At 68.7% G+C, this 18,223-nt stretch carries 14 protein-coding genes; 13 read left to right on the top strand and 1 reads right to left on the bottom strand.

Going from position 1 to position 18,223, the window contains the following annotated elements; translation table 11 throughout:
- Positions 1-25 precede the first annotated feature (25 nt).
- Together R2K23_RS13255 and R2K23_RS13250 are read left to right on the top strand one after the other, a co-directional pair.
- Positions 26-898: an LLM class flavin-dependent oxidoreductase gene (locus R2K23_RS13255; RefSeq protein WP_316510065.1), complete on the top strand. Its 873-nt coding sequence runs from the start codon at positions 26-28 to the stop codon at positions 896-898.
- On the top strand, positions 895-1,776 hold the full coding sequence (locus tag R2K23_RS13250) for an acyl-CoA thioesterase (protein WP_316510064.1): 882 nt from the start codon (positions 895-897) through the stop codon (positions 1,774-1,776). The genes R2K23_RS13255 and R2K23_RS13250 overlap by 4 nt, the downstream gene beginning before the upstream one ends.
- Here R2K23_RS13250 and ypfJ read toward each other — a convergent pair.
- Positions 1,773-2,663: a KPN_02809 family neutral zinc metallopeptidase gene (gene ypfJ, locus R2K23_RS13245; protein WP_316510063.1), complete on the bottom strand. Its 891-nt coding sequence runs from the start codon at positions 2,661-2,663 to the stop codon at positions 1,773-1,775. The genes R2K23_RS13250 and ypfJ overlap by 4 nt on opposite strands.
- Between ypfJ and R2K23_RS13240 the strand changes: the two genes are divergently transcribed.
- The 11 genes from R2K23_RS13240 (at position 2,578) to R2K23_RS13190 (ending at position 17,803) form a co-directional block, all read left to right on the top strand.
- Complete coding sequence (locus tag R2K23_RS13240) at positions 2,578-4,239, top strand: carboxylesterase/lipase family protein (RefSeq protein ID WP_316510062.1); 1,662 nt, start codon at positions 2,578-2,580, stop codon at positions 4,237-4,239. The genes ypfJ and R2K23_RS13240 overlap by 86 nt on opposite strands.
- Complete coding sequence (locus R2K23_RS13235) at positions 4,239-6,467, top strand: glycoside hydrolase family 3 C-terminal domain-containing protein (protein ID WP_316510061.1); 2,229 nt, start codon at positions 4,239-4,241, stop codon at positions 6,465-6,467. The genes R2K23_RS13240 and R2K23_RS13235 overlap by 1 nt, the downstream gene beginning before the upstream one ends.
- Positions 6,468-6,508: 41 nt before the next feature.
- Positions 6,509-8,320, top strand: coding sequence for an aspartate--tRNA ligase (gene aspS, locus R2K23_RS13230; RefSeq protein ID WP_316510060.1), 1,812 nt, complete (start codon positions 6,509-6,511; stop codon positions 8,318-8,320).
- A gap of 321 nt (positions 8,321-8,641) precedes the next feature.
- Positions 8,642-9,256 (top strand): TetR/AcrR family transcriptional regulator, encoded by a 615-nt coding sequence (locus R2K23_RS13225; protein WP_316510059.1) that lies wholly within the window; start codon positions 8,642-8,644, stop codon positions 9,254-9,256.
- A 2-nt stretch (positions 9,257-9,258) separates the two neighbouring features.
- On the top strand, positions 9,259-11,313 hold the full coding sequence (locus R2K23_RS13220; RefSeq protein WP_316510058.1) for a hydantoinase/oxoprolinase family protein: 2,055 nt from the start codon (positions 9,259-9,261) through the stop codon (positions 11,311-11,313).
- On the top strand, positions 11,310-13,136 hold the full coding sequence (locus tag R2K23_RS13215; RefSeq protein ID WP_316510056.1) for a hydantoinase B/oxoprolinase family protein: 1,827 nt from the start codon (positions 11,310-11,312) through the stop codon (positions 13,134-13,136). Before R2K23_RS13220 ends, R2K23_RS13215 begins: the two co-directional genes overlap by 4 nt.
- 27 nt (positions 13,137-13,163) lie before the next feature.
- Positions 13,164-13,373 (top strand): hypothetical protein, encoded by a 210-nt coding sequence (locus tag R2K23_RS13210; protein WP_316510055.1) that lies wholly within the window; start codon positions 13,164-13,166, stop codon positions 13,371-13,373.
- Positions 13,373-14,977: a class I adenylate-forming enzyme family protein gene (locus R2K23_RS13205; RefSeq protein ID WP_316510054.1), complete on the top strand. Its 1,605-nt coding sequence runs from the start codon at positions 13,373-13,375 to the stop codon at positions 14,975-14,977. The genes R2K23_RS13210 and R2K23_RS13205 overlap by 1 nt, the downstream gene beginning before the upstream one ends.
- Positions 14,978-15,000: 23 nt before the next feature.
- On the top strand, positions 15,001-15,741 hold the full coding sequence (locus R2K23_RS13200) for an SDR family NAD(P)-dependent oxidoreductase (protein WP_316510053.1): 741 nt from the start codon (positions 15,001-15,003) through the stop codon (positions 15,739-15,741).
- Positions 15,742-15,756: 15 nt separating this feature from the next.
- Positions 15,757-16,542, top strand: coding sequence for an enoyl-CoA hydratase/isomerase family protein (locus R2K23_RS13195; protein WP_316510052.1), 786 nt, complete (start codon positions 15,757-15,759; stop codon positions 16,540-16,542).
- A gap of 4 nt (positions 16,543-16,546) precedes the next feature.
- The gene (locus R2K23_RS13190) at positions 16,547-17,803 is read left to right on the top strand and encodes a thiolase family protein (protein WP_316510050.1); all 1,257 of its coding nucleotides are present in this window, start codon (positions 16,547-16,549) and stop codon (positions 17,801-17,803) included.
- Positions 17,804-18,223 lie beyond the last annotated feature (420 nt).

Genomic DNA, 18,223 nt, shown 5'->3' with positions numbered 1-18,223 from the left:
GGTCGGGGGTTACTGTCTTGGACCCATGGCCGAATGGTTTCTCTTCCTGCCGCAGGTGCGGATGGGAATCGACGATGTGGTGCTGCGCGCACAGACCGCCGAGCGCAACGGTTTTGACGGCATCGCTTTCATCGACCATCTCGAGCCCCCGGGGGCGACGCATCAAAGCATCTGGGAGGCAATGACACTCGCGACGTGGGTGGCCGCGCGTACCGAGCGGCTGAAGATCGGCCACCTGGTGTTGTGCGACGGCTTCCGCCATCCGGCCGTGCTGGCCAAGCAGGCCGTCACGCTCGCCGAGGCCTCCGGAGGTCGCTTCGAACTCGGGCTCGGGTCGGGCTCGTGGCCCGCGGAGTTCGCCCGCTTCGGCATCGAGGGCGGCGACGACGCCAAGGGGCGGGCGCGCCGACTGGCCGCCGACGTCGCATTGATCCGGGAGTTCTGGGGCCGCGACGGAGTCACCGAGCGGACCCAGGAACCTGTTGCCTCCCAGCCTATTCCGTTGATCCTGGGTGGGATCGGAAAGACCACCCTGGAGCTGACGCGCAAGTACGCCGACTGGTGGAACATCCCCTCGCACCAGCTGGACCGACTCGACGCGCTGCTGCCCACGGTGGGCGACGCACGGGTCTCCATGCAGCAGATGGTCGGTTTCGCCGGCGCGGACGCGGACCGCGGCGCGGTCGCCGAGACCGCCCGGCGTCGATTCGGACATCTCGGCGACGGACTGGTGTGCGGTACCGCACCGGAGTTGGTCGAGCACTTCGGCGGGCTGATCGACCGGGGTGTCGAGCGGTTCTACGTGTGGTTCGCGGACTTTGCCGCGCCGGCCAGCCTGGCCGAATTCGCGGACACGGTAATGAAAGTCATCGCTCAATCAGGAGGAAGCACAGCGTGACAACGGAATCCAATCAGATCGTCTGGACGGTCGAGGGGCTCGTCGACCTCTTCGACGTGGAGTCGACCGAACCCGACCGGTTCGCCGCGCCGACCGGACCGGCCGGGGAGGACGACCGGCAGGTGGTCGAGGGCACCCAGGTGCTCTCGCAGGCCCTCGTCGCGGTCGCCAAGCGCTTCCCGGGCAAGTCGCTGCGGTCGGCGTACGCGGTGTTCAGCCGAGTCGTGATGGTCGGCGCCCCAGTGGAATTGGCCATCGACGTGGTGCAGGAAGGACGGTCCACCGCCACCGCCGTGGTCACGGCGCTGCAGAACGGCAAGCGGTGCATCACCATCACCGTGCTGTGCGACGTTCCGACCGCAGACGTCATCACCCACCACCTGCCGCGCCCCGAGGTCAAGGCGCCCGCCGAGGCCAACGAGGCCACGATGCCCATGGTGGGCCGCCAGGTGCGTCTCGTCGACGTCGTCGACGTCAACAGCCCCGACGAGGTCGGACCGCCGGAACTGCACGCCTGGTTGAAGTACGACCCGATCCCGCAGCGTGACGAGCTGGCGAAGGCGCTCATCGCGTACTTCACCGGCCACCTTGGTATTTCGACCACCATGCGGGCGCACGAGGGGATCGGGACCAGCCAGGCCCACGTCACGGTCTCGACGGCGCCGATGACGATCAGCGTGAGCTTCCACGAACCCGTGACATGGGACGGGTGGCTGCTCTACTCCCACGAGAGCACCCAGGTCGGCGCGGGGATGTCCTACGTGCGCGGCACGGTCCACTCCGAAGAGGGGGCCCTGCTGGCGTCGTTCACCCAGGACGGGCTGATCCGCCCACTGCGCACCGCCGACACGGCGATCGCGGAGCAGTCCCGGCTCTAACCGTCGAGGTTGGCGGCGCTGAACGTGTCGCACTTGTTCGGGTCGCCGGTCTGATACCCGACGGTGAACCAGTGCTGCCGCTGCGCCGAGGACCCGTGGGTCCAGGACTCGGGGTTGACCCGGCCGGTGGCCGCCTTCTGGATTCGGTCGTCGCCGACGGCCTGGGCGGCCGACAGCGCGTCGGCGATGTCGCGGTCGGTCAACGGCTCCAGGAAGTTGACGTCGGTGCCGGGCTGCTTGGTGATGGCCGCGTAATGCGCCCACACCCCGGCGTAGCAGTCGGCCTGCAGCTCGGCCCGCACGGCGTTGCTCTCCGCGCCGGTGGGGCCGCGCTGCGCCCGGGCCAGGTTGCCCAGCTGATGCTGCACGTGGTGGCCGTACTCGTGGGCGACCACATACTCCTGGGCCAACGGGCCGCCGGTGGAACCGAACTGGGTCTTGAGGACTTCGAAGAAGTCGGTGTCGAAGTAGGCCGTCTGGTCGGCGGGGCAGTAGAACGGCCCGACGTCGGAGGTGGCGGGCCCGCAGCCGGTCTCGACGTGCCCGGTGAACAGCCGCAGATTGGGTCGGCTGTAGCCCTGCAGCAGCTGGCCCCAGATGTGGTCCAGCGAGTTGCCGGTGGCGATCACCCGGCACTCGACGATGCTGTTGGCGTCGGCCCCGGTGCGGCACTGGCTGACATCGAATCCGGGGGCCTCCACGCCCTGGGTCTCCAGGCCCTGCTGGCTCATCACGCCACCGGGGTCGACGCCCAGGAACAACGCGATCAACAGCACGACCAGCCCGCCGAGCCCGCCGCCGATGGCGATCCCGCGGCCGCCCCGCCCGCCACCGCCGCTTGTGGTGGTGGTGCTGGTGTCGATCCGCATCCCTTCACTGAAGGTCATGGGTACTCTCCATCCGCGCATCCGGCACCCCGGCGGTTTGCCGGGCCCCAACGGACATAGCTTTGCACATACGATTCAGGGTGTGTCCGGCAATCCGAAAGGCACCGTCGCCACGCCGCCGCGCGTGGTCCAGACCGACGCCGGCGCCCTGCGCGGCGACACCGACGGCGGGGTAGGCGTGTGGCGGGGCATCCCGTACGCCGAACAGCCGCTGGGGGAGCGGCGGTTCGCCGCGCCCGTCCCACCGCGCCCCTGGCCCGGCGTGCGCGACGCCACCGAGCACGGACCCCTACCGCCGCAGGGCCGGTCGTTCGTCGGGGGCGGCCGGGACGACCCGAAGGTGCGCGACGAGGCCTGCCTGACACTGACGGTGTGGTCCCCGGACACCTCGGGTTCGCTGCCGGTGATGGTGTGGATCCCCGGCGGCGCCTTCGTCTACGGCGCCGGCCAGCTGCAGCTCTACAACGGGTCCCGGTTGGCCGCCAACGGCAACGTCGTCGTGGTGAACATCACGTATCGGATCGGGGTGTTCGGTGGCTTCGAACTCGGTTCCCTGGGCGAGGGTTTCGATGACAACCTGTGCCTGCGGGACCAGATCGCCGCGCTGCGCTGGGTCCGGGACAACATCGCGGCCTTCGGCGGAAACCCCGACCGGGTCACCGTCTTCGGCGAATCCGCCGGAGCCACATCGGTGTTGGCGCTGCTGGCCAGTCCCGCCGCCGCCGGACTGTTCGGGCGGGCGATCGCGCAGAGTCCCGCGCTGCCGTTGATCGCCGATTACGACAGCCGCGCCGAGCAGGCCGACCGGTTCCTGCACGAGCTCGGGGTCGGCCCCGGTGAACTCAAGCGAATGCCGCAGAAGGCGCTGCGCCGGGCGGCCGGAACCCAGCAATTGCACAGTGTCGCAACCACTCCCACTTTGGCGTACGGGCTGACCCACGGCGTCGAGCTGTTGCCCCGACATCCCATCGGCGCCGCGCGCGCGGGTTCGGTGGCCGAAGTCCCGCTGATCATCGGCACCAACAGCAACGAAGCGTCGATGTTCGCCTGGTCCAAGCCGCCGATGTTGCCCACCACGCGGGCCAACGTCGATACCTTCTTCGCCCGGCTGGATCCGGGGGCCAAGGACCGGGTGTTGGCCGCCTATCCGGGCTACCCGCGGCGGCGCGCGCTCATCGCGGTCGGCGCCGACGCCACCTTCGGGGCCCCGACGTGGGCGTTCGCCGACGCCTACAGCAAACACGCCGACACCTACGTCTACCGCTTCGACCACACCACCTGGACGTTGCGGGCCCTGGGGCTCGGCGCCACCCACGGCAGCGAGATCGTGCACATCCAGCACAGCTACGGTTCCTACCTCGGCCGCAAACTGCACCCGTTGGGCCGGCATGTGCAGCCCTCGGTCGGGCGCCGGATGCAGCGCACCTGGCTGGACTTCGCCACCAGCGGCCAACCGGCCCCCTGGCCCCATTACGACACTCCCCGCCGGGCGACCCGGGTCATCCGCAGCACCAGGGACATCACCGTCGGCGATCCGGACCGCGTCCGGCGCACCGCGTGGGAAGGCCTGTACTGATGGACCTCGCGGCGCGGGCGGCGTTGGGCAGCGGCGCCGATTTCTGGTCCACCAAGTCGGTCGGGGAGGTCCCGGCCATCACGCTGACCGACGGCCCGCACGGCGTGCGGCGGCAACGCGCGGCCGCCGACCATCTGGGCATCAACGACGCCGAACCCGCGACCTGCTTCCCGCCGGCGGTGGCGCTGGCACAGAGCTGGGATCCCGCCCTGGTGGCCCGGGTCGCCGCCGCGATCGGCCGCGAGGCCCACGCGCTGGACGTGCAGGTGGTGCTCGGTCCCGGCATCAACATCAAGCGCGACCCACGGGGCGGCCGCAACTTCGAGTACTACTCCGAGGACCCCCACCTGTCCGGGGTGTTGGGCAGCGCCTGGGTGCGCGGCATCCAGGACCAGGGCATCGGTGCGTCGGTCAAACACTTTGCGGTCAACAACCAGGAAACCGACCGCATACGGATCAGCGCCGAGGTGGACACCCGCACCCTGCGCGAGGTGTACCTGCCGGCCTTTCACCGGGTGATCACCGAGGCCCGGCCGTGGACGGTGATGACCTCCTACAACCGCATCAACGGCGTGTGGGCGGCCGAGAACTCGTGGCTGCTCACCGAATTGCTGCGCGGTGAGTGGGGCTACGAGGGGGTGGTGGTCAGCGACTGGGGTGCGGTCGACGACCGGGTCCGGTCGGTGGCCGCCGGTCTGGATCTGGTCATGCCGGGCCCCGACACGGCCGGTGACGCCCAGCTGGTGACCGCCGTCGGCGACGGTGCGCTGCCCGAGGCCGCGGTCCGCCGGGCCGCGCAGCGCATCGAGACCCTGGGCCGCCGCGCCCACTCGCTCGCGCGGCCCGAACTTCGGGTCGACCTCGAGGCGCACCACGAGTTGGCCCGGGAGGCGGCGCGGCGCTCGATCGTCCTGCTGCGCAACGCCGATGAACTGCTGCCGCTGGCGCCGACGGACTCGCTGGCGGTCATCGGGGAACTGGCGCGCTCGCCGCGGTATCAGGGCGGCGGCAGTTCGCACGTGACCGCGACCCGGGTCGACGTGCCCCTCGACGAGATCGCCCGGCGGGCCGGCGGAGCGGTCCGCTTCGAGGTGGGTTACCGGCTCGACACGGACGACGACGGTGCCGATGCCGAGGCGCTGCGGTCGGCGGCGGTGCGCGCCGCCGCGGCCGCGGACACCGCGGTGGTCTTCTGCGGGCTGGCCGAGGAACTGGAGAGCGAGGGCTTCGACCGCGCCGACATCGACCTGCCCGCAACGCAACTCGAGTTGATCGCGGCGGTGACCGAGGCCCAGCCGCGCACCGCCGTGGTGTTGTCCCACGGCGGGGTGGTGCGGCTGGCGACGGTCCCCGCGCCCGCGTTGCTCGACGCCGCCCTGAGCGGGCAGGGCGGCGGCGCCGCGATCGCCGACGTGCTGTTCGGGACGGTCAACCCGTCGGGCAAGCTGGCCGAGACCGTGCCGCTGCGGCTGCAGGACGTCCCGAGCTACCTGAACTTTCCGGGCGCGGCGGGTCAGGTTCGGCACGGGGAGGGGCTCTACGTCGGGTACCGCTGGTACGACGCACTCGAGCGGGACGTGCAGTTCCCGTTCGGCCACGGCCTGTCCTACACCGAGTTCGACTACCGGGATCTGCGGCTGACTGTCACCGACGACGGCATCACGGCCCGGGTCACCGTCGCCAACATCGGCCGGCGGGCCGGTCGCGAGGTCGCGCAGTTCTACGTCGGGGTCCCCGACTCGGCCGTGCCCCGGCCACCGCGCGTGCTGGCGGGTTTCGCCGCCGCCGAGCTGGCGGCCGGCGAGTCCACCGAGCTGGAGGTGCGGCTGACGCGGCGCGATCTCGCCTATTGGGAGGTCCGGGTCGGGGACTGGGTCCTCGAACCCGGCGACTACCGCGTCGACGTTGGCGCCTCCAGCCGGGACCTGCGCGCCGGCGCCACGGTGACACTGACCGGCGAGGGCGCCGAGATCCCGCTGACGCTGGAGTCGACGCTGGCGGAGGTGGCGCACAACCCGGCGGCGCTGGAGCGCGTGCTGGAGCTACTGGCGGGCGCCGCGCCGGACTGGGCCGGCGGTGCCTCGGCAGGTCAGAGCAACATCGCCGCCATGATGGGGGGCCTGCCGGTGGGGCGCCTGAGGGCGTTCCTCGGCGGCCGGCTGACCCGCGCGCAACTGCAGGAGGCCCTCGACGGCCGCCTGGTCAAGCCGCCGAACCCCGCCCCTTAGACTGGTCCTTCGTCTCATACCCCTGAAAGAGGAGTATCTCAGTGCTGCGCTCCCACACCGCCGGCTCGTTGCGTGCCTCCGACGCCGGGCAGACGGTCACGCTGGCCGGGTGGGTCGCGCGTCGCCGCGATCACGGCGGCGTGATCTTCATCGATTTACGTGATGGCGGCACCGGAGGGCAGGAGCGCAGCGACGCGGGAAGCGGGCCCAGCGTGTCGCAGGTGGTGTTCCGCGACGCCGAGGTGCTCAGCCAGGCGCACCGACTGCGCGCGGAATTCTGCGTGGCGGTCACCGGGGTGGTCGAGGTCCGGCCCGAGGGCAACACCAACGCCGAGATCGCGACCGGCGAGATCGAGGTCAACGCGTCGTCGCTGACCGTGCTGTCCGAGAGCGCGCCGCTGCCGTTCCAGCTCGACGAGACGGCCGGCGAGGAGGCGCGGCTGCGCTACCGCTACCTGGACCTGCGCCGCGAGGGCCCCGGCCGCGCGCTTCGCCTGCGCTCCAAGGTCAATGCCGCCGCCCGTGCGGTGCTCGAGCAGCACGACTTCGTCGAGATCGAGACGCCGACGCTGACCCGTTCCACGCCCGAGGGCGCCCGCGACTTCCTGGTCCCGGCGCGGCTGCAGCCCGGGTCGTTCTACGCGCTGCCGCAGAGCCCGCAGCTGTTCAAGCAGCTGCTAATGGTCGCCGGCATGGAGCGCTACTACCAGATTGCGCGCTGCTACCGCGACGAGGACTTCCGGGCCGATCGCCAGCCCGAGTTCACCCAGCTGGACCTGGAGATGAGCTTCGTGGAGGCCGACGACGTGATCGCGGTGTCCGAGGAGATCCTCAAGGCGCTGTGGGCCCTGATCGGCTACGACCTGCCGACCCCGCTGCCGCGCATCACCCACGCCGAGGCCATGCGCCGCTACGGCAGCGACAAGCCGGATCTGCGGTTCGACCTGGAGCTGGTCGACTGCACCGAATACTTCAAGGACACCCCGTTCCGGGTGTTCCAGGCGCCGCATGTCGGTGCCGTGGTCATGCCGGGCGGGGCGTCGCAGCCGCGTCGCACCCTCGACGGGTGGCAGGAGTTCGCCAAGCAGCGCGGCCACAAGGGCCTGGCCTACGTGCTGATCGCCGAGGACGGCACCCTCGGCGGGCCCGTCGCCAAGAATCTGTCCGACGCCGAGCGCGAGGGGCTGGCCGCGTACGTCGGCGCCAAGCCCGGTGACTGTGTGTTCTTCGCGGCCGGGCCGGTCAAGGCGGCGCGGGCGCTACTGGGCGCCACCCGCATCGAGATCGCCAAGCGGTTGGACCTGATCGACCCGGACGCGTGGGCGCTGGCCTGGGTGGTGGACTGGCCGCTGTTCGAGCCGGCCGACGACGCGGCCGCGGCCGGTGACGTGGCGGTCGGTTCGGGTGCCTGGACGGCGGTGCACCACGCGTTCACCGCCCCGCAGCCGCAGTCGGAGGCGACGTTCGACACCGAACCGGGCACCGCGCTGGCCAACGCCTACGACATCGTCTGCAACGGCAACGAGATCGGCGGCGGCTCGATCCGTATCCATCGCCGCGACGTCCAGGAACGCGTCTTCGCGATGATGGGCATCGACGCCGCTGAGGCCCAGGACAAGTTCGGATTCCTGTTGGACGCCTTCACCTTTGGGGCGCCACCGCACGGCGGTATCGCCTTCGGTTGGGACCGGATCACCGCGCTGCTGGCCGGCGAGGACTCGATCCGCGAGGTGATCGCGTTCCCGAAGACCGGTGGCGGCGTGGACCCGCTCACCGACGCGCCGGCGCCCATCACCGCCCAACAGCGCAAGGAGTCGGGGATCGACGCCAAGCCGGAGCCCGCCGAGAAGTAGCCGGGTTTCGCCGCACCGCGGCGGGGTAATACGGATTGGCGTGACCTTCTCGCTGTGTGCCTTCGACCCCGCCACCGGGCAGCTCGGCGTCGGTGCCATCACGGCCATGCTCGGGCGCTCATCGCCGCGGCGCCGTGGTGAGCCGGGCGGGCCTCGGCTCACGAGCACCGCCGATCGCTGAATTCCAAACGCCTGAAACACATTTGTCGGCTTCGTTGGCCGCATCGCGGCGCCTGGCCCTTGACAGGGGTACCGCCGCTGGTTAACGTTCCCCTCACCACTTTACCGGCCGGCCGGTAAAGTAACCGGAAGGGGACAACGATGACCGACACCGACGGCAGCGCCGAAACGCCGCAGATACCCGAACGTATCCTCGTCGCGGCCGCGCGCGTGATGGAACGCGAAGGTTTCGCGAACGCATCGCTGCGTCAGATCGCCGAAGAGGCCGGCATGACCAAGGCCGGCCTCTACTACCACGTGGCCAGCAAGGAAGTGCTGCTGTACGCCCTGCACGAGCGGTTTGCCCACAAGCTGCGCGACTCCGCCCTGCGGATCGTCGAGTCGGACAGCACACCGACCCAGAAACTGCGGGAACTGATCATCGAGACCGTGCAGACCGCCGGCATCTATCAGTCCGAAGGCACGGTGTTCCTGCGCGAGTACGGCCATCTCAGCGGCGAGATGGCGGTCACCATCGGCAAGGGCCGCAACCAGTTTCGGACCGACTTCGAACAGGTCATCAAGGCGGGCATGGCCACGGGTGAATTCCGTTCTGGCGACGCACATCTGGACGCCCTCGCCATCCTCGGCGCATGTAACTTCACCGCGTTCTGGTTCGACCCCGAGGGGCCGTTGAAGATCGAGAAGATCGCCGAGTCGTTCGCAGACCGGCTCCTCTACGGCATGACGTCCCCGACTACTGACAAGGGAGTGTGAGCATGACCTCGAATACGGCACTGCGCATCGGCATCGACACCGGGGGCACTTTCACCGACCTGGTGCTGGCCGAAGGCGAACAGGTACGCATCGGCACCAAGTCCTTGACGACCTACGACGACCTCGCCAACGGGCTGCTCCGCACCATCGAGAAGGCCGAACCCGGCGACACTCCCATCGACCAGATCGTGCACGGCACCACGGTGGCGCTCAACGCGATCCTGACCCGCCGCGGCGCCGACATCGGCATGGTGACCACCCACGGGTTCCGTGACCTTCTCGATATGGCCCGCGGTTGGCGCCCCTTCGAGGCCATGGTGGACCCGCGCTGGCGTCGACCCCACGAGCTGCGGCCCATCGTCGAGCGATACCGCCGCCGCACCGTCAGCGAGCGGCTGATGGCCGACGGCGGAGTGTTGATGACCCTCGACGAAGAACGTCTGCTGCAGGAGGTGGAGCGCCTGGTGGCCGACGGATGCCAGGGCATCGCGGTGTGTTTCCTGCACGCCTACAAGCATCCCGAACACGAGCAACGCGCCGCCGAACTGATCCGCGACCGGTTTCCCGGTATCAGCGTGAGCACCTCGGCGGAGGTGGCGCCGTTCCCGCGTGAGTACAACCGGTTCTCCACCTGCGTGCTCAACGCCTACGTCCAGCCGTTGATGGAGTCCTACACGACGCGGGTGGAGGGTCGGCTGCGGGAGGCCGGCCTGGACGCCCCCTTGACGTTCATGACCAACGACGGCGGTCTGATCACCGCCGAGCAGGTCACGTCCCGGCCCGTCGCGACCCTCAACAGCGGACCGGTCGGCGGGGTCATGGGCGTGCAGGCCTACGCCGAGCGACTCGAGATGCCGAACCTGGTGGGCTTCGACATGGGTGGCACCAGCACCGAGGTCGCCGTGGTGGTGGACGGTCGCGCGTCGGTCAAACGCGAGCTCGAGATCGAGCACGATCTGCTGGTCAGCCTGCCGGTGGTGGAGATCCACAGCATCGGCGCGGGCGGCGGCAGCCTGATCGCGATCGACGAGGGCGGCGGGCTCAAGGTCGGTCCGGAAAGCGCGGGCAGCGACCCCGGCCCGGCTTGCTACGGCCACGGCGGCACCCAGCCGACCGTCACCGATGCCTTCCTGCTGCTCGGTGTGCTGGATGCCGAGGTGCCCCTGGGCGGCGAGATCTACCCGGACGTCGCGGCTGCGGAGGCCGCATTCGCGCCGTTGGCCGCGGCCCTGGACATGACCGCAGTCGAGGTTGCGCGCACCTCGACCGAAGTCGCCATCCACAACATGGCGGAGGCGGTTCGGCGCCTCACGGTTTATCGCGGCGCCGATCCGCGCGAGTTCGGGCTGGTGAGTTACGGCGCAGCCGGGCCGCTGGTGGCCAGTCAGATCGCACGCTCGCTGCAGATGCCGCGGGTGGTCATCCCGGCCCTGTCAGGGGTGTTCTCGGCGTTCGGTCTGCTCACTGCTCAAGCGTTCGAGGAAGAGGTCACCCCGGTGATGGCGACCGTCACCGAGGACGTCGCGACCGACGTGTTCGCCCGGGCCCGGCAGAGCCTGGAGCACCTGGTCGGGAGGCTCCGCGGTCGCGGCAACCGGGATGTCGTCGTCGAAGCCTGGCTGGACGCCACCTACCTGGGCCAGCGATGGGAGCTCGCGGCGGTCATCGACCCGTCGCACCCAGAGCCGCTGACGCACCTGACCGAAGCCTTCGCCGCCGCGCATCAACGCCAGTTCGGTTACAGCCTGCCCGCACCAATCTACGTCCAGACCCTGCGCACCCGCGCGGTGTCGACCGATCAGCGCCGACTGTTCCCGCCCCGGCTGACCAACAGCGAACCGGCGCAACCCAGGCGCCGCCGCGACATCACCCTCATGGGCGAACTCAACCGGGACGTGCCGGTCTACAACGCCGACGACTTCGCACCCAACCAGGTGGTGGCCGGCCCGGCGGTCATCGAGGCCCAGACGTACACCGGCGTGCTCGTCGCGGGCGATGTCGCGACGGTGAACGAATTCGGCGACGTGATCATCGAGATCGAGGAGAAGAACCTGTGACAACTGTGGCACCCCAACCGGTTTCCGTGCTCGGCGCCAAAGAGGTCGAAGACCGTTACGGCGTCGACCTCACCACCGCCGAGGTGATCCGGCACGCGCTGGAACACATCGGTCTGCAGATGCAGATCAAGATCAATACCGCGGCACTGAGCCCACTGCTCAGCGAGGTCAACGACTTCGGCATCGGGTTGCTCGCGCCCCGGGATGCCGATCGCGACTTGGATTTCGACGCGATCGCCATGGGCACCGCCGCGCCCGGCCACTACGTGATCAACCAGTTCTACGCCAGGATGGCCATCGAGCACTGGGGCGTGGAGAACTTCAAGCCCGGTGACGTCATCATCTTCAACGAGCCCTACCGCGGCGGCAGTCACATCAACGACGTCGGCACCCTGATGCCGATCTTCGACGACGAACAAGTACTGGTCGGCTTCGCCGCAGCGATCACCCACTGGCTCGACATCGGCGGGCCCATTCCCACCGGGTTCGGCCCCGGCCTGCAGCGGGACATGTACGCCGAGGGCATCCGGATCTCGCCGCGGCACCTCTACCGCGAGGGCGAACTCGTCCGTGAGACCGTCGAACTGTTCACCGGCCAAACCCGGATCCCCGACATCAGTCTCAATGACCTGCAGGTGATCCATTCGGCGTTGGTGTTGGGTGCGGAGATGGTGCTGCGCTACGTAAACCGTTACGGGCGCGAGGCCTACGCGGGCGCTGTGCAGTACTCGCTGGACCATACCGAGCGGGCGATGCGCGCGGCCCTGAGTGCGATCCCGGACGGAGAATGGTCCGCCGAGGACTACATGGACAACGACATGGACGGTGACCCGATGCTCATCCGCTGCACCGTGCGTAAGCACGGCGGTGAGGTGGAGGTCGACTACTCCGGGTCGTCACGCAACGAATGGGGCGGTTTCGCCTGCACCTGGTCCGACGGGGTGTCCGGTGCCCACCTGGGACTGCAGGTCGCGCTACCGGATTCGATCAGCCCCAACGCCGGCGCCTACCGCCCCGTGCACGTCGTGTTGCCACCGGGAAGCTGCTTGCACGCGCTGCCCCCGATGGCGACCAACGCCGGCCACACCATGTTCATCGCCAAGGCGATAAACCTGGTGAAAAGGGCTCTCTCGCAGGCCGATCCGGCGATGGCGGTGGCGGAGAACTATGACGACGTGCTGTTCATGAGCTTCGCCGGGGTCGACACTCGCAGCGATGTCCCGGCCCCGTTCATCTCCATGAACCTGTTCCAGGGGCCTTTCGGCGGCCACGCGCAGGGCGACGGCAGTTGTTATACGTTCCAGGAGGGCGGCAACTGCGTGGTGACGTCGATCGAACTCGAAGAGGAATCTTTCCCGGTGTTGCTGCTCGAGCGCGAATTCGTCGCGGACACCGCGGGATCCGGGCAGTATCGCGGCGGGCCGGCAACCCGATCCGTGTTGGTCCCGCTGGCCGATTGCGAAAGCTCGTTCCAGCTCGACCAGTGCCGGATCGGGCCGCGGGGTGCGATGGGCGGAGATAACGGGACCACCGGGCACATCAAGGTGTATCGCAACGCTCTGGACGCCTGGGCGTCCGGCGCGGATCTGGGCGAACCGGAGGTGCTGGCCGGCATCGTGGATGCAGCCGGCCGCTTGGTGCCCGAGGAAGTGCCCGGCGAGACGCAGTTCCGGTCGAGCAAACAAGCCGGCGTGGTGATCGGTGCCCGCGATGTGGTGGTGCATCAGACCCCCGGCGCGGGCGGCTGCGGCGACCCGGCCCGCCGCGATCCGAACGCAGTGGCACGTGATGTCCGCAACGACATCGTGACCGCCGCTCCCTGACCAACGCAGCCTTTGGAGGAGTAGACCATGAAGATTTACCCGCAGCCCACAGAGTTGTTCATCAATGAGGCGGTCGAGGAGGTGGACGACGGTTGCGAGCGCTGTGGTGCTCGGCGGTTGGCCCGCTACCGGGTGGTCGACTACCGGGGCTGGCTGCGCGTCGTCAAGTGCCGGGCCTGCCTGCACACCGCTGATGCGCAGCGTATCGAGTCCCCGGTGTTGTCGGGGGAGCTGTAGTGGGCGCGGTGCCTATCGGCGAGCTCGACTTGCTCGATTCGGTGCTGAGCGCGGTGGTCGAACGCTGGGCGGCCCGCGACCCCGACCGGGTGTGCATCGTGCAGGACGACGGTGTCGAAGTCACCTACCGCGAGCTGGATCAGCGGGCCTCGGCGATCGCCGCGGCACTTCAGCGTGGCGGGGTGGGGGCCGGCGATCGGGTGATGACGTTGGTGCCCAACGATGTCCGCGCCGTGTACGTGATGCTGGGGCTCAGCAAGATCGGCGCAGTCGAGGTTCCGGTCAACCCGGGCCTGGTGGGCGCCAGTTTGCGGCACGTCCTGCAGGACGCCGCGCCCAAGGCGGCCATCGTCGACGCGGACCATTGCGAGAGAATCGAGGAAGCCCTGCCCGGCGGCACCTGCGGCCTGCTGATCGGGGTGGCGCCGCACGTCGACGCCCCGGAGCACGATCCGGGCACACTGGACGCGATCATCGCCAACCCGGGCGTGGCGGTGAAAACCGCCGCCGCCGGGCCGGATACCGCCTCGATCATGTACACCTCCGGGACCACCGGCCTACCCAAGGGGGCGGTGCTGCCGCACCGCGCGACGGTGCGGATCGGAGAGCGCACCGTGCGGGCCCTGCAGCTGACGTCGGACGACACCTTGATCGCCGTACTGCCGCTGTTTCACGGCGGTGGCAAGTACATGAATGTGGGCGCCTGCCTGATCTCGGGCGCGCGGCTGCTGCTGGTCCGAAAGTTCAGCGCGAGCAAGTTCTGGGAACAGGCCCGCGAGCACCGAGCGACGGTGGCGCACATGGTGGTGTCGATGGCGCATTTCCTGCTGGCCCAGCCGGAGTCGGGCCAGGACCGCACCAACGACATCACCCGGGCGTTGATCGTCCCGGCGCCACGGCCGCTGGTCGACGCCTTCGCGCGGCGGTTCGATATTCCGATATTCGAGATGTACGGGGCCACCGAGATCAGTATCCCGATCCTGAACTCCGTCGATGCTGTGGTGCCCCATGGCTCCTGTGGTCGGGCGGTCGCGCCGTACCGCGTCCGGGTCGTCGACGAGTACGACCGTGAGGTTCCGCCCGGCGAGGTGGGTGAGCTCTGCATCAGGTGTGACGAGCCATGGTCGATGTCCAACGGCTACTGGAACCAGCCAGAGGAGTCGCTGAAGGTGATGCGCAACTTCTGGTTCCACACCGGTGATGCGGCGCGGATCGACGAGGACGGCTACGTGTACTACGTGGACCGGGTCAAGGAAATGATCCGTCGTCGCGGGGAGAACATCTCGCCGCGCACCGTGGAAGACGTGCTCAACACCATTGACGGCGTGGTCGAGTGCGGCGCCTACCCGGTGCCTTCCGAGTTCGGCGAGGACGAGATCGCCGTCGCGGTGGTGACCGATCCGGGCCGAGCACCCAGCCTCGCCGACATCGCCGCGGTCTGCGCGGAAGGCCTGCCGCGGTTCGCGTTTCCGCGCTACATCCGCTTTGTCGACCAACTCCCCAAGACCGAGACCGCCAAGGTGCAGAAGTTCAAGCTCAAACAGCAGGGTCTAGCTGACGCGGTGGAACTGCCGCAACTCACCAAACAAGGAGCACAACAGTGAAATTGAACGGCCGGTGCGCCCTCGTGACCGGCGCCGCATCCGGCATGGGGCTGGCGACCGCGCAGACGCTGCACAAGGCGGGCGCCAATGTGGTGCTGCTCGACGTGAACGAGGAACGGGTGGCAAGAGCCGCCGCGGAACTCGGCGCGGGAGCGATCGCGGTGCGCACCGATGTCGGCGACGCCGTACAGGTCGAAACGGCGGTACGGGTGGCCACCGAGCAGTTCGGCACCGTGCACGCCGCGGTCAACTGCGCCGGCATCCCCTCGATGATGAAAACGGTGTCCAAGGGAGTGCCGCACAGTCTCGAGGTGTGGCAACGCGTGATCGACGTCAACCTCACCGGCGTGTTCAACGTGGTGCGTCTCGCGGCCGCCCAGATGGTCACCAACGAGCCTGATCCGGAGACCACCGAGCGCGGGGTGCTGGTGAACATCGCCTCCGGTGCGGCCTGGGATGGCACTCGGGGCACGGTGGCCTATGCGGCGAGTAAGGCCGGGGTGGTCGGGATGTCCCTGCCGATCGCCCGCGACCTTGCCAAGGACGGGATCCGTTGCGTATCGGTGGTTCCCGGAGTGTTCGAGACCGGGATGGCCGGCGAGGTCTCGGAGGCCGTGTTGACCTCCTTGCAGGAGTCGGTGCTGTACCCCAAGCGAATGGGGGATCCGGCCGAGATCGGTCGCCTGATCGAACACATCATCACCAACGTCTACTTCAACGCCACCTGCATCAGTTTGGATGCCGGTCTGCGCGCCCGTCACTAGGAGCTGATCAACGTCATGACCACAGTTTTGGAAACCTACCGCCAGGGCAAGGTGCAGTGGCTGTGCTTCAACCGCCCGAACGTGCTCAATGCGCTCAACACCGAGTTGCTCAACGCGCTGTGTGAGGCGCTGGAGGCGGCGACGGCGGACCCGGAGGTCCGGGTCATCGCGATCACGGGGGCCGGGCGCGCCTTCTGCGCCGGGGGTGACCTCAAGTTCGTGCTCGGCGAACTGCAGGGCGAAGGCAACGACGGACCGGACGGCGTGGCCAGCAGCGTGCCCGCCTTCACCGCGCTGCGCAACTGCCCCAAGCCGGTGATCGCCGCCGTCAACGGACCGGCGGTGGCCGGCGGATTCGAGTTGCTGTTGTTCTGCGATGTGCTCTTCGCCGCGGAGAGCGCCACCTTCGCCGACGGGCACGCCATCTATGGGCTGCTTCCGGCAGGTGGCGGCGCCGCCGTGTTGCCTCGACGGATCGGCACGCAACGCGCAAAAGCGTTGCTCTTCAGCGGCGAACCGGTCTCGGCGGCGACGATGCGCGACTGGGGCATGGTGCACGAGGTGGTGCCCGATGACCAGTTGCGGGCCACCGTCGAGCAGTACTGCACCAAGATCGCCGACAAGAGCCCGCTGGTGCTGCAGGCGATGAAGGAGGTTGCCAACGCAGCATGGGACCACGACGAGGATTCGGGCCTGCGCCACGAGATGCTGTTGCTGCGGAACCATATGAACAGCAAGGATTTCCACGAGGGACTGACCGCTTTCACCGAGAAGCGGGTACCTGTTTTCGAAGGACGATAGCGAGATGAACGCCTACATACTCGGGGTTTATGCCACCAACGTCGGCAAGTTTCCCGACAAGGGCCCCAAGGACCTGACCCGCGAGGCCTACCTGGGGGTCCTCGCCGATGCGCGACTGGAGAACACCGACGTGATCGGCGCGGCGTGGTTCTCCAACATGCTGATGGAGAACCAGGGCCAGCCCTATCTCAAGGGGCAGTTGTGCTTCACCCCGCTGGTCAACGAGGGCCTGTTCCCGCGCGGCACACCGATCACCAACGTCGAGGGCGGTTGCGCTGCGGGGTCTCAGGCCTTCAACAACGCACTGCGCGAGGTGCAGTCCGGACACAGCGAGGTGGCGCTGGCCATCGGCGTGGAGAAGATGGTCGACCCGGACAACCCGAGGGCCGCCCTGCGTGGCATGGAAGGTGCCCTTGATTGGTTGGATCCCCAGTCGTGGCGCGACCTCTACCAGCGCACCGCAGCGGCCAACGGCATGAAATTCGAAACCGCCCCGGATCGAGGTCTGGCGATGGACCTCTACGGCATGTGGGCACACACCCACATGCGGGCCTACGGCAGCACCGCCGAACAGTTCGCCATCGCCGCGGCCAAGAACCATTCCAACTCGGTGCACAATCCGCGTGCCCAGTACCAGTTTCCGTTGACGGTCCAGCAGGTGCTCGAGGACCGGATGGTCAGCGATCCGCTGACCCGGGCGATGTGCGCCCCGATCGGAGACGGCGCGGCGGCGGCCCTGATCTGCTCGCAGTCCTACCTCGACAGCTGCCCGCCCGAGGTGCGGGACCGGGCCGTCCGCGTGCGTGCCAGCGAGGTCGCCTGCGGGGTGTTCGACACGACGTGGGAGGACGATCGAGCGCCGGTGATCGCCGGGCGCCGGGCCTTCCGGACCGCCGGGCTGACGCCCGCGGACATCGACCTGGTCGAGCTGCACGATGCGAGCTCGTTCGCCGAGATCCATATCCTCGAAGATCTCGGGTTCTGCGAACGCGGTAAAGGCGGGGAGTTCACCGCCTCCGGAGCTACCGCCATCGGCGGTGAGCTACCGGTGAATGCGTCCGGCGGCTTGGTCTCGCGTGGGCATCCGATCGGTGCCACCGGTTTGATGATGATCAACGAGATCTCGATCCAGCTGCGCGGGGAAGCCGGCGGCAACGCGGTCGGCGACGCTCGATTCGGGTTGGCCGAGAACGGCGGCGGCGTGATCGGCAACGACAACGCGGTGTGCGCGGTGACGATTCTGGAAGGTCCGGGCGCTTAGCAGAACTGCGCGAACAGCGCCCGGGATCAACCAACCGGCGGTACAGTAACGATACCGATTGGTCAGGAATGGCGCCGCGGTGGCGACGGTGGTCCTCGGGCGCCCGGTGGCTCGACTGGGCGCCGCCGCGCAGCCCACCTGTGCCCGCCGGTGGCCGGCGGGTGAAAGCCGTGGCGCTTCATGCTGTTACGGCCGCATGGCGTGGTTTAACGCAATAGGCCGCTGGCCGGGCCGCGGGTGCGTGCATGCGCTGTGGGTCGCCATGACGGCCGCGGGGCTGGGTTGACCAATCCTTGACAGTGGATCATTCGGTCGCTACTGTCCGCATTTATCCTTACCAACTGGTTAAGTAATTGCGAGCGCATGTGGCGGTCGAGTGGCGGGCTCTTGTTCGAAGCGGGTGGATTTTCCGAACCGGGA

This window comes from Mycolicibacterium sp. MU0050, assembly GCF_963378085.1.
GTDB lineage: Bacteria > Actinomycetota > Actinomycetes > Mycobacteriales > Mycobacteriaceae > Mycobacterium > Mycobacterium wendilense.
This window is presented reverse-complemented; position numbering and strand designations above follow the sequence as displayed.

What these genes read in the sequence shown, in the direction of transcription:
- R2K23_RS13255 (WP_316510065.1), top strand. Translation starts at nt 26, where the DNA reads ATGGCCGAATGGTTTCTCTTCCTGCCGCAGGTGCGGATGGGAATCGAC.
- R2K23_RS13240 (WP_316510062.1), top strand. Translation starts at nt 2,578, where the DNA reads ATGGCGATCCCGCGGCCGCCCCGCCCGCCACCGCCGCTTGTGGTGGTG.
- ypfJ (WP_316510063.1), bottom strand. Translation starts at nt 2,663, where the DNA reads ATGACCTTCAGTGAAGGGATGCGGATCGACACCAGCACCACCACCACA.
- R2K23_RS13235 (WP_316510061.1), top strand. Translation starts at nt 4,239, where the DNA reads ATGGACCTCGCGGCGCGGGCGGCGTTGGGCAGCGGCGCCGATTTCTGG.
- R2K23_RS13225 (WP_316510059.1), top strand. Translation starts at nt 8,642, where the DNA reads ATGACCGACACCGACGGCAGCGCCGAAACGCCGCAGATACCCGAACGT.
- R2K23_RS13220 (WP_316510058.1), top strand. Translation starts at nt 9,259, where the DNA reads ATGACCTCGAATACGGCACTGCGCATCGGCATCGACACCGGGGGCACT.
- R2K23_RS13210 (WP_316510055.1), top strand. Translation starts at nt 13,164, where the DNA reads ATGAAGATTTACCCGCAGCCCACAGAGTTGTTCATCAATGAGGCGGTC.
- R2K23_RS13195 (WP_316510052.1), top strand. Translation starts at nt 15,757, where the DNA reads ATGACCACAGTTTTGGAAACCTACCGCCAGGGCAAGGTGCAGTGGCTG.
- R2K23_RS13190 (WP_316510050.1), top strand. Translation starts at nt 16,547, where the DNA reads ATGAACGCCTACATACTCGGGGTTTATGCCACCAACGTCGGCAAGTTT.